This window comes from Amycolatopsis sp. NPDC003861, assembly GCF_053605405.1.
In genome coordinates, this window is the sequence record NZ_JBSGJD010000263.1 from 1 (window position 1) to 13,215 (window position 13,215).

Genomic DNA, 13,215 nt, shown 5'->3' on the forward strand with positions numbered 1-13,215 from the left:
CCCGGCGGCGAGGATGGCCCCGAAGGGGTCCATTGCCATCGAGAGTGCGTCCAGCGCCGTCCCGACGGCCCCGAGGGCGACCGAGGCCCAGTCCCCGCTTTCGATGGCCGACTTCAGGTCGTTCGCCGTTTCCAGCAGCGAAATGCCCGAATACGCCTTGGTGGAATCCTTCGTCTCCGCGACCAGCGGGTTTCCCACTACTACGCGACCTTTCCGAGGGGACGGCGAACCGTGTCAATCACTCGGCCGGAGGATAGCAACGCCCCCAAGAGTGGTCTTCGGATCGGCGCCGGCTTGCCCGACGGGGCAGGTTTCCGGGTCGGAAGGGCAGAAGTCCGCGGGCGCCGCCGGCGTCTGTGGCCGGGTGGTGCGTCCGCCGGTAGCGTTTTCCGATTTGCGGTTTGCCGCCCCGTGCCGGAAAAGTCCGTTTCCGGTGGACCTGTCACGGTCGGGTCGGGCACCGAGCTCGCCGTCGATTCGATGGTCGCCTTCCTCGAACGGTTCTCCGGCGCACGGGCCGATTTTCCCGGCCGCCCGGGAACGTTTTCCCTGTCGGCCAGGAAAAACGCGCAGCTAGCATCGGTCCGGCACGCGGCAGTCACCGGCCGCGGGGTGCCGTTCGGCACGGACCCGGTGTTCCTCGTCGCCCGGCCTCGCCGACCTGCCGGCCGCGAGCCGGATCGTCGAAACCATCGCAGAGGAGACGGCATGAGCCACGATGCCCCGGCGGGTGTGTTCGCCGTGCTGAAGGCGACCCCCACCCCCGTCCGCTACCTGCTCGGGGGTGTGCTGGTCAACCAGCTCGGCGCGTTCGTCCAGACCTTCCTGCTGCTGTACCTGACGGTGCGCGGTGTCTCGGTCGGTCTCGCGGGCCTGTGCCTCGTCGCCTACAGCGTCGGGGCGATCTTCGGGACGCTGCTGGGCGGCGAGCTCACGCACCGGCTCGGCCCGCGGGCCACGATCGTGGCGTCGATGACGGCGTCGGCACCGCTGGTCGCGTCGATCCCCTGGCTGGGTCGCCCGGACCTGATCTGGCCGCTGTTCGCCGTGGTGGCGCTGGCCGGCCTGGTCACCCAGGCCTACCGGCCCGCGGCGGCGGTCCTGCTGTCCGACCTGATGCCCGAGCGGTACCAGGTGATGGGCTTCTCGATGATGCGGATCGCGCTCAACATCGGCGCTGCGCTGGCGTCGCTGATCGCCGCCGGACTCATCCTGCTCGACTGGGACCTGCTGTTCTGGCTGGACGGCCTCACCGCGGCCCTGTACGCGCTGCTGGCGTTCGCGTTGCTGCCGAAGACCGCCGGGGCCGAAAAGGAAGCGGCGGAGCCCGAGGAGGACCGGCGCTCGGCGTACGCGACCCTGGTCCGCGACGGCAGGTTCCTGCTCTACCTGGGGGCCGTCTTCGTCGGCACGATCGTCTACGCCCAGTTCACCGTCGCGCTGCCGCTGCAGATCGTCGCCGACGGGCACCCCGAGGCGCTCTACAGCGCGGTGCTCGCGACGTCGTCCATCGTGCTGATCGTCACCGAGCTGAAGCTCACCACCTACGTCACGCGATGGCCGCCGCAGCTGGCCGGCGGCCTCGGGCACTTCGTCTTCGCGGTCGGCGTCGCGGGTTGGGGCCTGTCCGCCGGGTCCAGCGTGCTCGTGCTGGTCAGCGCGGTGTTCTTCGTGTCCGGCCTGATGATCTCCGGCCCGAGCATGTTCGCGCACCCGGCGAAGTCGCCGTCCCGCGTGAAGGCCCGGTATGTCGGCACCTCGCACGCGGTGATCGGGCTGGCTTCGGCGCTCGGCCCGGCGTTCGGGGTGTTCGCCTGGACTCGGCTCGGCAGCGGCATCTGGCCGCTGTGCGGGGCCATGGCGGTCGCCGCCGGGCTCTTCGCCTGGGCGGGCATGAAGCAGAAGACCGCGCCGGCCGTGGTCGCCGCGACCGAACCTGTGGGGGAGAAGGCATGACCGAGCCCGACGGCGTGCTGCTGGTGATCGGCAGCGGGCTGAAGCTCTACCGCGAATACCTCGTCCGGTCGATCCACCGGCGGGCCCGGTCGGCGGGCCTGCGCCTGGTGCTGCTGAACAACCTCGAGCCGACGTGGCAGCGGAAGTACTTCGACGAGATCGTCGTGACCGACGTCTTCGACCCCGAAGCGCTGACCGCGGCTGCCCGCGAGGTGGCTGCGCGGGCGCCGATCGCCGGGTTGACGTGCTGGGACGAGCCCCTGGTGCTGGCCGCCGGCGAGTTCGCCGCCGAACTCGGCGTGCCCGGGCTGAGCGTGCGGGGCGTGCACGGCTGCCGGGACAAGTACCGGACGCGATCGGTGCTCACCGCGGGCGGTCTCCACCAGCCCGGGTTCGCGACGGTGACGACAGTGCGCGAAGCCGTCGTCGCGGCCGGCGGAATCGGCTACCCGGTGGTGGTGAAACCCCGCGCGATGGGCGCCAGCATCGGCGTGGTGCTCGCCGCCGACGCGGCCGAGGTCGCGACGGCGTTCGAAGTGGCGGCGGGAGCGAGCCGGGCCGAGAACGCACCGTACGGCGGCAGTGCCCTCGTCGAGGGCTACGCCGAAGGTCCCGAGATCAGCGTCGACGCCGCCGTCCACAAGGGCGAGTACCGGCCGATGTTCCTGGCCCGCAAGCAAAGCGGCGAAGAGCCGTACTTCGAGGAGACCGGGCACATCGTGGACGCGGCCGACCCGCTGCTCGACGACCGCGAGCTGGTGGACACCCTGGCCCGCGCGCACCGGCTGCTCGGCGTCGAAGACGGCATCACCCACACCGAGGTCCGGCTCACCGAGCGCGGGCCGTTGATCATCGAGGTCAACGGCAGGCTCGGCGGTGACCTCATCCCGTTCCTCGGGCTGACCGCGACCGGTATCGACCCGGGCGAGGTGCTCTTCGACGTCGCCACCGGCCGGCGGCCGGACCTGGCACCCACCCGCCGGTCGGTCGTGGGCATCCGGTTCGGCCGCCCGGACCACGACTGCGTCGTGCGATCGGTGACCGTGCCGGCGGCGGCACCGGGGCTGGTCACGGCGGCGCGGATGGTCGAACCCGGCGCGTCGCTGCGGCTGCCCCCGGGCGGCTACCTGGCCCGGCATTCGTTCGTCGTGTGCGAGGGTGAGGACGTGGCGACCTGCGGCCGGCGGCTCGACGCGGCAGCGGCCCTCGTCGACGTCGACGCAGCCCCGCTCGACCCACCCGAGCCCGGGCCGTCGTTCGTGATGCCCGCCGGACTGTCGGACGTGGACGCATGACCGCCGGCAGCATGACCCGCCCGGCGCCGCCGCGGACCGCCGGAGAGATCCTGGCCCGGGCGAAGGCCCTGGCGCCGGTGCTGCGTGAGCGGGCAGCCGAGTTCGAACAGGCCCGCCGGTTGCCGCCGGACGTCGTCGAGCTGCTGCGCGACACCGGAGTGTTCCGGATGGCGTTCCCGCGCGAGTTCGGCGGCCCGGAACTGACGTCGATCGAGCAGACCGAGGTGATCGAGGCCCTGTCGTACGGGGACACCTCGGCCGGCTGGTGCGCGATCATCGGGTCCGGCACCGGGCTGTACGCGTCGTTCCTGTCCGACGCCGCCGCGCGGGAGATGTTCCCGCGACTGGACCTGATCACCGCGGGCATGCTGTTCCCGGCCGGCCGCGCCGAGCGCGTGCCCGGCGGGTACCGCTTGACCGGGCGATGGACGTTCGGCAGCGGGATCACCCACTGCGACTGGGTCATCTCCGGCGCGTTCCTCTACCGCGACGGCAAGCCGGAGCCCAGCCCGGACGGCCGTGACCCGCACGACTCGCGCCTGTTCATGGTGAAGGCCTCGGAGGCGGAGGTCATCGACAACTGGCACACCACGGGCCTGGCCGGCAGCGGCAGCTGCGACTACACGATCACCGACGTGTTCGTGCCCGAGGACCGCACGCTGTCGTTCGACACGGTCCACGGCAGGCCGAGCCCGCTGGCGCGGCCGGAGTCGTTCATGCGCACGGTGCCGGGCGTGCCGCTGGGGGTCGCGCGGGCCGCGCTCGACCACGTTCGCGAAATCGTGCGGACCCGGGTGGACCGCGCGACCGGGGTGCCGTGGGCGGACAACTGGCGGATGCAGGTGACGCTCGCGGAGTGCGAAGCCGACTTCATCGCGTCTCGCGCCGGCGTGTACAGCACGATGCGGGAGCAGTGGGAGCTGCTCTCGGCGGGCGCGGAGGTTCCGGTGGAGCTGGCGGCGGCGCTGCCGCTGTCCCGGCTGCACGCGTTGCGCACGGCCCGCTCGGTCGTGGCGCGCCTGTACGACCTGATGCAGACGGGCTCGATCCACCGCAGTGGTCCCTTGGACCGCTGGCTCCGCGACACCACGACGATGTGCCAGCACCTGCTCGCCCAGGACCGCATCCTGCAGTCGGCGGGGGCGCACCTGCTGGGCGGTACCCCGGAGTTCCGCCTCTGCCTGGGCATCACCAGCTGAGCCCGGCCCACGGCTGCCCGGGAACCGGGGTCCGGTTCCCGGGCTGCGGGGTAGCCGTCCCGGGTCAGTCCAGGCCGAGCCCCGCGTCGCGCGCCATCACGATGAGCCGGGCGCGGTCGGCGGTGCCGAGCTTGGCGAAGATCGCGGACACCCGGTTGCTGATCGTCTTCGGCGTGAGCGCGAACTCGCTCGCGATCGCGGAGTTCGACTTGCCGGCGGCGACGCGGTCGAGTACGTCTCGTTCGCGCGCGGTGAGCTGCGCGAACGGGTAGGGCTCCGGCTCGGCGCCCGGACGCAGCCAGGCCCCGAGCCGCCCGGCGATCGCCCGGCCGACGATCAGCTCGCCCGCCGCGACCGCCTGCACGCCACGGAGGATCTGGTCCGCGCCGGCGTCCTTGATCAGGTACCCGCGCGCCCCCGCCTGGAACGCCGCGGTGATCGTGCGATCGGCGTCGACCTCACTGAAGACGAGCACGGCCGTTCCCGGCGCGGCGCGCACGATCCCGGCGATCACCGCGATGCCGTCGTCGTCACCGAATTGCAGGTCGGTGACGAGCACGTCGGGCCGCAACCGCGTGGTCTCGGCGAGCACCGCGGCCGTGGTGGCGGCTTCGCCGACCACGCTGATCGCCGCGGAGCGTTCGAGCATCGACCGCACGCCGCGGCGCACCGCCGGCCGGGTGTCCGCGAGCACCACCGTCGGCACCGCGACGTCCGGCACCACTTCGATCTCGGCACGACGCCGGGTCAGGTGCCGACGGGCCGGCAGCGCGGGCGTCCACGCGAGCTCGTTCGCTTGCTGGTTCACCGTTCCCCCAGAACCTCATCGCGGGCGCCCCTCGCCGCGCGCGCCACGCAGGGCGGCTGAAGACGGCGCCCGCCCCGGGGCAGGCAGAGTCTTGCAGCGACCGTCGACAGTTCGGTTGCAGTCCGTCGACAGCCCCGTCTTCAGCCCGGCGCTTCCGCCGTCATCAGGGGCGGGGCTGGGTGCTCCACCAGGTCTGACCGGCTTCGGGCAGCGTCGAGATCGGGTCGTAGTACGGGTACCGCCGCTGGAGGGCCTCGGGGTCGTCCAGCTCGATGCCGGTCCGGTAGTTCTTGGTCCAGTACGAGATCCCCAGCTCCCGGTCGTACTCGGCCAGCTGGTGCACCCACCGCTTGCCCACGTAGGGCACGTCGCACACGATCCGCGGCGTCGCGTACCCGGGCAGGTACCCCATGATCGAGTGCTGCAGTTCCTGGGCCTCCCACACCGCCACGCGCCAGTGCTCGGCATTGGGGATCATGTCGCACATGTAGAAGTAGTACGGCAGGATGTTCGCTTCCCCTTGCAGCGCAAAGCAAAGGTCCAGCAGCGCCGCCGGCGTGGCGTTCACCCCGCGCATCAGCACGCCCTGGTTGCGGACGTCGCGGACCCCGACGTTCAGCGCCGTCTGGGCCGCCTCCGCCACCAGGGGGGTCACCGACTGGGCGTGGTTGACGTGGGTGTGGATCGCCAGGTTGACCCCGCGACGCTGGGCCGTCACCGCGACGCGCTCCAGGCCTTCGACCACCTTCGGCTGAATCCAGTGCTGCGGCAGGGCCGCCAGGGCCTTCGTCGCCAGGCGGATGTCGCGGACCGTTTCGATGTCCATCAGGCGCATCAGGAACGACTCCAGCTGCGGCCACGGGACGTTGGCCACGTCGCCGCCCGAGACCACGACGTCACGGACGCCCGGGGTCTTCTTCAGGTACGCGATCATCGCGTCCTGGCGGTCGACCGGTTTGAGGGTCAGCTTGTGCTTCTCCACCGTCTCCGTCGAGTTGCCGACGAGGTCCATTCGGGTGCAGTGGCCGCAGTACTGGGGGCAGGTCGAGATCATCTCGGCCAGCACCTTGGTCGGGTAGCGGTGGGTCAGGCCCTCCACGACCCACATCTCGGCCTCGTGCAGCGAGTCGCGCTCGGAGTGGGGGTGGCTGGCCCAGACCGGGTCGCGGTCGCTGCGGACCGGGAGCATGTAGCGGCGGATCGGATCGGCGTAGAACGCCTCGGTCACCTTGGCCGGGTCGGTGCCGGCCGTGGGGGCCATCGTGTTGAGCATCTGCGGGGGCAGCAGCATCGACATCGTGGCCATCTCGCGCTGGTCGGCGAGCAGGTCGTCGTAGAAGCGCTCCTCGAGGAGGTCGCCCATCAGGGCGCGCAGCTGCTTGACGTTGCGGACGCAGTGCACCCGCTGCCACTGCGCGTCACGCCACTCGGGCTCGGTCACGTCGTGCCAGCCGGGAAAGCGGCGCCAATCGGGTTCCACCAGCTCGGCGCGGGCGTACTCGTAGGGCTGGTCGAAGGCGGCGGCAGGCGTCACAGGTTCCTGGATCGCAGTCACTTGTACTCCTAGTCGTCGGGAACGCGTTAAAATATCCTGTCATAACGTTCTCACGGAGTAAATCTTCCTGCCTGCCGGGGCGGCGTCCCCCACGTGGACGCAGGGGGCAGACTCAGGGGCGTGACGGACGAACAGACGACGCTCCTGCTCGGCGGGCGCATCTACACCCCCGCCGGTCCCGACGCCACGGCGATGGCGGTCACCGGCGGCACCGTGGTCTGGGTCGGGCAGGACGCCCCGGCCCGCGCCCTGCACCCCGGCGCCCAGGTCATCGACCTCCAGGGCGCCTTCGTCGCCCCCGCGTTCGTCGACGCGCACGTCCACGCCACCGCCACCGGCCTGCACCTGACCGGCCTCGACCTCACCAGTGTCCGCAGCGGCGCCGACCTGCTGGTCCGCGTGCGCGACGCCGCCGTGGGCGGCCAGGTCCTGCTCGCCCACGGCTGGGACGAGACCACCTGGACCGACCCGCGCCTGCCCAGCCGCGCCGAGCTCGACGCCGCCGCCGGGAGCACGCCGGTCTACCTCAGCCGCGTCGACGTCCACTCCGCGCTCGTCTCCACCGCCCTGGTCGAGCTGGCCCCCACCGCCCGCGACGCCGAGGGCTGGTCACCCGACGGCCCGCTGACCCGCGCCGCCCACCACGCCGTCCGCGCGGCCGTGCGCGCCGCCATCCGCCCCGAACAGCGGGAACGCGCCCAGCGGGCGTTCCTCGCCGAGGCCGCGAAGCAGGGCATCGTCAGCGTCCACGAGTGCGCCGGCCCCGACATCTCCGGCCGCGACGACCTCGCCGCCCTCCTCGCCCTCGCCGGACCCGGCACGCCCGAGGTCGTCGGCTACTGGGGTGAGCTCGGCGCCGTCGGCACCGCCCGCGACCTCGGCGCCCGCGGCCTGGCCGGCGACCTGTTCGTCGACGGCGCCCTCGGCTCCCACACCGCCGCGCTCACCGAGCCCTACGCCGACCACGCGAGCACCGGGATGCGCTATCTCGACGCCCCCCGCATCGCCGAACACCTCACCGCCTGCACCGAAGCCGGGTTGCAGGCCGGCTTCCACGTCATCGGCGACGCCGCGGTCGCCGAAGTCGTCGAAGGCTTCCGGCTGGCCGAAAAAGAGGTCGGGCAGCGCGCCCTCGCGGCCCGCCACCACCGCCTCGAGCACCTGGAGATGGTCACCGCCGAGCAGGCCGAGCACCTGGCCGGCTGGGGGGTGACCGCCTCGATGCAGCCGCTGTTCGACGCGCTCTGGGGCGGCCCGGAAGGCATGTACGCCGAACGCCTCGGCGCGGACCGCGCAGCCGGGCTCAACCCGTTCGCGACCCTGGCCGCCGAAGGCGTCCTGCTCGCCTTCGGCTCCGACGCGCCCGTGACGCCGCTGGACCCGTGGGCCAGCGTCCGCGCCGCGGCCTACCACCGGACACCCGGTGCCGGCCTGTCCCCGCGGGCGGCGTTCACCGCCCACACCCGCGCCGGGCACCGGGCGGCCGGCGTCAACGACGGCGTCACCGGCAGCCTCGTACCGGGCGCACCGGCGCACTACGCCATCTGGGACGCCGCCGACCTCGTGGTGGCCACCCCGGACAGCCGCGTGCAGCGCTGGTCCACCGACCCGCGGGCCGGCGTGCCGCCGCTGCCGAGGCTGGAACCGGACGCCACCCTCCCGCGGTGCCTGCGCACGGTCCGCGCGGGTGCCGTCCTCCACGACACGATCTCCTAGAGTTGGCACCTGTGGCAGTCACCGTGGCCGACCCCGAACCGGGCGCCCAGCACCAGCCCGCCCGCACCCGGCGGTTCCCCCCGGCCTGGCTGCTGCGCACCATCGCGGCCCTGGTGTCCGGGTTCGCCTATTACCTGAGCTTCGCGCCGCGCCCGCTGTGGTGGCTCGCGCCGCTGGCCTTCGCCGGGCTGGCCCTCGTCCTGCGCGGCCGCCGCTTCCGGGCCGGCTTCGGCTACGGCTTCGCGTTCGGGTTCGTGTTCTTCCTGCCGCTGCTGACCTGGCTGCTGGACTTCCTGGGCCCCGACTTCGGTCCCTGGCCGTGGCTGGGCCTGTCCGTCGCGCTGGCGCTCTACCACGGCCTGGCGGGCGGCTTGATCACCCTGGTGTCCCGGCTGCCGGCCGCGCCGCTGTGGGGCGCGCTGGTGTTCATCGCCCTGGAGACGCCGCGCGCGTGGTTCCCCTTCGGCGGCTTCCCCTGGGGCCGGGTCGCCTTCAGCCAGCCCGAAGGCGCGTTCCTGCCGCTGGCCTCCGTCGGCGGTGCGCCGCTGGTCGGCCTGGCCGTCGTCCTGACCGGCTTCTGCCTGGCCGCCCTCGCCGCCCGGCTGCGGGAGGTGCGCAAGCTCACCCGGCCGGTGACCTTCGCCGCCCTCGGCACGCTGCTGCCGGTCGTCGCCGGCCTGGCCCTGTGGCCGGCCATCGGCACCGGCGCCCAGGACGGCGAACGCACCGTCGCCACCGTCCAGGGCAACGCCCCGGACATCGGGCTCGCCCTGCAGGGGCAGCGCACTGTGCTGCGCGACAACACCATCGCCGAAAGCGGGCGGCTGCTGGCCGACATCAAGGCCGGGAAGGTCCCCCGGCCGGACCTGCTGGTCTGGCCGGAGAGCGCGACCACCGTCACCGGCCCGGACCTGCAGGTCGACCAGCTGGTCGCGAACTTCGGCGTGCCCGCGCTGATCGGCGCGATCTACCGGCTGCCCGACGGGCACCTGCAGAACTCCGTCATCGCCTGGGACCCGCGCACCGGGCCCGGGCCGCGCTACGCCAAGCAGCAGCTGGTGCCCTTCGGCGAGTACGTCCCGGCCCGCAAGGTCGCCGAGCTCGTCACGCCGTTCCTCGACTCCGACACCGTCGACATGGTCCCCGGCGACGGCACCAACCAGGCCATGGCCGCCGCGGGCACCAAGGTCGGCGTGTTCATCTGCTACGAAACGGCGTTCGACTACCCGGCCCGCGACGCCGTGCGCGACGGCGCCGAACTGCTCGTCGTACCGACCAACAACGCCTGGTACGGCGAGAGCGAGATGAGTTACCAGCAGCTGGCCATGTCGCGGCTGCGGGCGGTCGAGCACGGCCGCGCCGTCGTCGTGTCGGCCGTGTCGGGGGTGAGCGCCATCGTCGCGCCCGACGGGACCGTGACCAGCTCAACGGGCCTTTTCACGGCGGATTCCCTGGTCGGGCGCGTCCCGCTGCGGACGCAGACTACGCTGTCGGATCAACTAGGTGCGTGGACGGAGTACGGGCTGCTGGCTCTGGCGATCGCCGGGGTGGCCGGTGGGCTCGTACTCCGTTTTCGCACGCGGCGCAGCAGCGCCGGCACGGCAGGGGAAGCGGCGGACTGACCGCCGCGGATATCGGAGGAGCACGGATGTCGCAGGCGCCGCGGGGGGCCCGGGGAATCGAGCCGGTGCTGGTGGTGATCCCCACCTACAACGAGCGGGAGAACCTCGGTCCGATCCTGGACCGCCTGCACAAGGCACTCCCGGACGTGCACGTGCTCGTGGTGGACGACGGCAGCCCGGACGGCACCGGCGAGCTCGCCGACGAGCGCGCGGCGGCCAACGACCACGTCCACGTGCTGCACCGCACCGAGAAGGCCGGCCTCGGCGCCGCCTACATCGCCGGGTTCCGCTGGGGCCTGGCCCGCGAGTACAACACGATCGTCGAGATGGACGCCGACGGCTCGCACGCCCCCGAGGACCTGCCCCGCCTGCTCGACGCGGTCGGCGACGCCGACCTGGCGATCGGCTCGCGGTACGTGCCGGGCGGCAGCGTCGTCAACTGGCCGCTCAAGCGCCAGGTCCTCTCCCGCGGCGCGAACCTCTACTCGCAGGTCGCGCTCGGGATGCGGGTCCGCGACATCACCGCCGGGTTCCGCGCCTACCGCCGTCCGGTGCTGGAGAAGCTGGCCCTGGACGAGGTCAACTCGCACGGCTACTGCTTCCAGATCGACCTGACCATCCGCACCGACGAGGCGGGCTTCGAGATCGTCGAGGTCCCGATCACCTTCACCGAGCGCGAGATCGGCGAGTCGAAGATGAACGGCTCGATCATCCAGGAGGCGTTCCTGCGGGTGGCGAAGTGGGGCCTGGGGCGCCGCTGGCACCAGCTGCGCAAGCTGGTCAAGCGCGCCTGAGCCGTTTTCGGCCGTTCTGGGCCATGATGGGCCCGGTGACGACCATCGTGGCCTTCCACGCGCACGCAGACGACCCCGTCCTGCTCAGCGGCGGCACGCTGGCCCGGGCCGCGGCCGACGGGCACCGGGTGGTGGTCGTCGTGGCCACCGACGGCATGGCCGCCGAGCACCCGACACCACGCTGGGCCGAGCTGGAGGCGGCCGCGGCCATCCTCGGCGTGCACCGGGTCGTGCACCTGGGCTACGCCGACAGCGGCCACGGTCCCCGGCTCTTCGCGGACCCGCCGGGCCGGCAGCGTTTCGCCCGCGCGGACACCGAGGAAGCCGCGCACCGGCTCGCGGCCGTGCTGCACGAAGAGCGCGCCGACCTGCTGCTCGGCTACGACGCCAACGGCGGCTACGGGCACCGCGACCACGTCAAGGTGCACCAGGTGGCCCGCCGTGCCGCCCGGCTGACCGGAACGCGGCTGCTGGAAGCCACCCTGCCCCGCGACTTCGCGCAGCGGTTCGTGCGGGTGGTCAAGGCGCTGCGGATCCCGTTCGACTACGACGTCGAAGCGCTCGGCTACAGCCCCGCCTCGGCGATCACCCACCGGTTCGACGTGCGGCGCTTCGCCGCACGCAAGCAGGCGGCGCTGGCCGCGCACGTGTCGGACGTGCGCGGCACCGGGCGGCTCTCGGCGGTGCTGCGGGTGCTCGTGTGGCTGCCGGCGCCGCTGTTCGGGCTGGTCGCCGGGCGGGAGTGGTACGCCGAGGTCAAGCCGTCAGGATCGGTACACCCTGGTCTGCAAGTTTCTGCACGTTCTGGTCTGCGGCGTCGGTGACGATCCCGGCGACGTCGGCGAGGGGCAGCACGGTGAACCGCGAGGCCGCGCCGAGCTTTTCGGCGCTGGCCAGGACGTAGGTGTCGGCCGCGCGGCGGGCCAGGGTGCGTTTCATCGCGGCTTCCTCGGCGTCGCCGGTGGTCAGGCCGGCTTCGGGGTGGACGCCGGTGACGCCGAGCAGGAAGACGTCGGCGCTGATCGACTGGGCGGCCTCGGCGGCGGCCGCGCCACAGGTGACCGCGGAGTGCCGGAACAGCCGCCCGCCCAGGAGGAAGACCTCGATGCCGTGGTGGTCGAGCAGGGCGACCGCGACGGTCGGGCTGTGCGTGACGACGGTGGCCTCGAGGTCGTGGGGGAGGGCTTTCGCGACCGCGAGGGTCGTGGTGCCGCCGTCGAGGATGACGGTCGAGCCGGGCCGGACCAGCGCGGCCGCGGCCTCGGCGACCCGGTCCTTGGCGTCGCGGGCGATGGCGGTCCGGCCGGCGTAGTCGGCGACGGCGGGGGAGACGGGCAGTGCACCGCCGTAGACCCGCTGGCAGAGCCCGGCCGCGGCGAGGTCGCGCAGGTCCCGGCGGATGCTGTCCTCGGAGACCCCGAGTTCCGCGGCGACGTCCTTGGCCAGCACCTTGCCATCGGCGGCGAGCCGGGCGAGCAGCAGTTCACGGCGTTCCCCGACCAGCATGCACGATCCTCCTTGTTCTTTCCGAGTCATGCACATTATGGTCACGGCATGACCTCTTCGACAAGCCTGTCCCGCAACCCGCGCGTCCGGGTCACGAACGTGGAACTGCTGTCGTCGGCCTGGTACGTGCTGCGCCGGACGACGTTCGACTACCAGCACGCCGACGGCCGCTGGACGACCGAGCAGCGCGAGACCTACGACCGCGGCAACGGGGCGACAGTGCTGCTCTACGACCGGCAGGGCGGCACGGTGCTGCTCACCCGCCAGTTCCGCTACCCGGTGTACGTCAACGACCACCCCGACGGCATGTTCATCGAGACGGCGGCGGGCCTGCTGGACGCGGACGACCCGGAGACGGCGATCCGCCGCGAGGCCGAAGAGGAGACGGGCGTGCGGATCGGCGCGCTGGAGCACGTGTTCGACGTCTACACGAGCCCGGGCTCGGTGACCGAGCGCCTCCACTGCTACGCCGCGCCCTACGACCCGGCCGACCGCGGCGCCGGCGGCGGCCTGGCCGAAGAAGGCGAGGACATCGAGGTCCTCGAACTCCCGTTCGCCAAGGCCCTGGAGATGATCGGCACGGGCGAGATCGCAGACGCCAAGACGATCATGCTCCTGCAGTGGGCCGCCCTCCACGGCCCCTTCCGCCCGGCGACATGAGCTCAGCCCACACCGCCCCAATGTGGCGTTGGGCGCATCTGACGCACCGAACGCCACATTGGGTGCGTTGGACGCACCCAACGCCACATTGGGGCGCATCCGGG

Annotated in this window: 12 protein-coding genes; 8 read left to right on the forward strand and 4 right to left on the reverse strand. The window is 72.5% G+C overall.

The genetic code is table 11. The features are described from left to right. A partial coding sequence (locus ACWEVN_RS40235; RefSeq protein WP_452054784.1) for a hypothetical protein occupies positions 1-198 on the reverse strand: 198 nt, incomplete at its 3' end. A 510-nt stretch (positions 199-708) separates the two neighbouring features. Between ACWEVN_RS40235 and ACWEVN_RS40240 the strand changes: the two genes are divergently transcribed. From ACWEVN_RS40240 to ACWEVN_RS40250, 3 genes are read left to right on the forward strand one after another with little or no spacing between them, the layout of a single operon-like run. Next, positions 709-1,956 carry an MFS transporter gene (locus ACWEVN_RS40240; protein ID WP_452054785.1) on the forward strand — a complete coding sequence of 416 codons (1,248 nt, stop codon included), beginning with the start codon at positions 709-711 and terminating at the stop codon, positions 1,954-1,956. Beyond that, positions 1,953-3,251 (forward strand): ATP-grasp domain-containing protein, encoded by a 1,299-nt coding sequence (locus tag ACWEVN_RS40245; RefSeq protein ID WP_452054786.1) that lies wholly within the window; start codon positions 1,953-1,955, stop codon positions 3,249-3,251. Before ACWEVN_RS40240 ends, ACWEVN_RS40245 begins: the two co-directional genes overlap by 4 nt. Then, positions 3,248-4,450 (forward strand): acyl-CoA dehydrogenase family protein, encoded by a 1,203-nt coding sequence (locus ACWEVN_RS40250; RefSeq protein WP_452054787.1) that lies wholly within the window; start codon positions 3,248-3,250, stop codon positions 4,448-4,450. Before ACWEVN_RS40245 ends, ACWEVN_RS40250 begins: the two co-directional genes overlap by 4 nt. Positions 4,451-4,514: 64 nt before the next feature. Here the strand turns inward: ACWEVN_RS40250 and ACWEVN_RS40255 are convergent, their stop codons facing one another. Both ACWEVN_RS40255 and ACWEVN_RS40260 read right to left on the reverse strand, forming a co-directional pair. Then, positions 4,515-5,258, reverse strand: a complete 744-nt coding sequence (locus ACWEVN_RS40255; protein ID WP_452054788.1) for a response regulator — start codon at positions 5,256-5,258, stop codon at positions 4,515-4,517. Between the two features lie 163 nt (positions 5,259-5,421). Then, on the reverse strand, positions 5,422-6,813 hold the full coding sequence (locus tag ACWEVN_RS40260) for a KamA family radical SAM protein (RefSeq protein ID WP_452054789.1): 1,392 nt from the start codon (positions 6,811-6,813) through the stop codon (positions 5,422-5,424). 120 nt (positions 6,814-6,933) lie between these two features. Between ACWEVN_RS40260 and ACWEVN_RS40265 the strand changes: the two genes are divergently transcribed. Genes ACWEVN_RS40265 through ACWEVN_RS40280 form a run of 4 tightly spaced genes read left to right on the forward strand, consistent with a single transcriptional unit; the run spans position 6,934 to position 11,769 of the window. After that, positions 6,934-8,529 (forward strand): amidohydrolase, encoded by a 1,596-nt coding sequence (locus tag ACWEVN_RS40265; protein ID WP_452054790.1) that lies wholly within the window; start codon positions 6,934-6,936, stop codon positions 8,527-8,529. Positions 8,530-8,540: 11 nt separating this feature from the next. Beyond that, complete coding sequence (gene lnt / locus ACWEVN_RS40270) at positions 8,541-10,151, forward strand: apolipoprotein N-acyltransferase (RefSeq protein ID WP_452054791.1); 1,611 nt, start codon at positions 8,541-8,543, stop codon at positions 10,149-10,151. A gap of 26 nt (positions 10,152-10,177) precedes the next feature. Next, positions 10,178-10,945, forward strand: coding sequence for a polyprenol monophosphomannose synthase (locus ACWEVN_RS40275; RefSeq protein ID WP_449684018.1), 768 nt, complete (start codon positions 10,178-10,180; stop codon positions 10,943-10,945). Between the two features lie 26 nt (positions 10,946-10,971). Next, positions 10,972-11,769 (forward strand): PIG-L deacetylase family protein, encoded by a 798-nt coding sequence (locus tag ACWEVN_RS40280; RefSeq protein WP_452054793.1) that lies wholly within the window; start codon positions 10,972-10,974, stop codon positions 11,767-11,769. Here ACWEVN_RS40280 and ACWEVN_RS40285 read toward each other — a convergent pair. Then, entirely contained in the window at positions 11,702-12,451 is a 750-nt protein-coding gene (locus ACWEVN_RS40285; protein WP_449684017.1) for a DeoR/GlpR family DNA-binding transcription regulator, read from the reverse strand. The genes ACWEVN_RS40280 and ACWEVN_RS40285 overlap by 68 nt on opposite strands. Before the next feature lie 48 nt (positions 12,452-12,499). Between ACWEVN_RS40285 and ACWEVN_RS40290 the strand changes: the two genes are divergently transcribed. Continuing rightward, positions 12,500-13,111, forward strand: a complete 612-nt coding sequence (locus ACWEVN_RS40290; protein ID WP_452054792.1) for an NUDIX domain-containing protein — start codon at positions 12,500-12,502, stop codon at positions 13,109-13,111. The last annotated feature ends 104 nt before the right edge of the window (positions 13,112-13,215 follow it).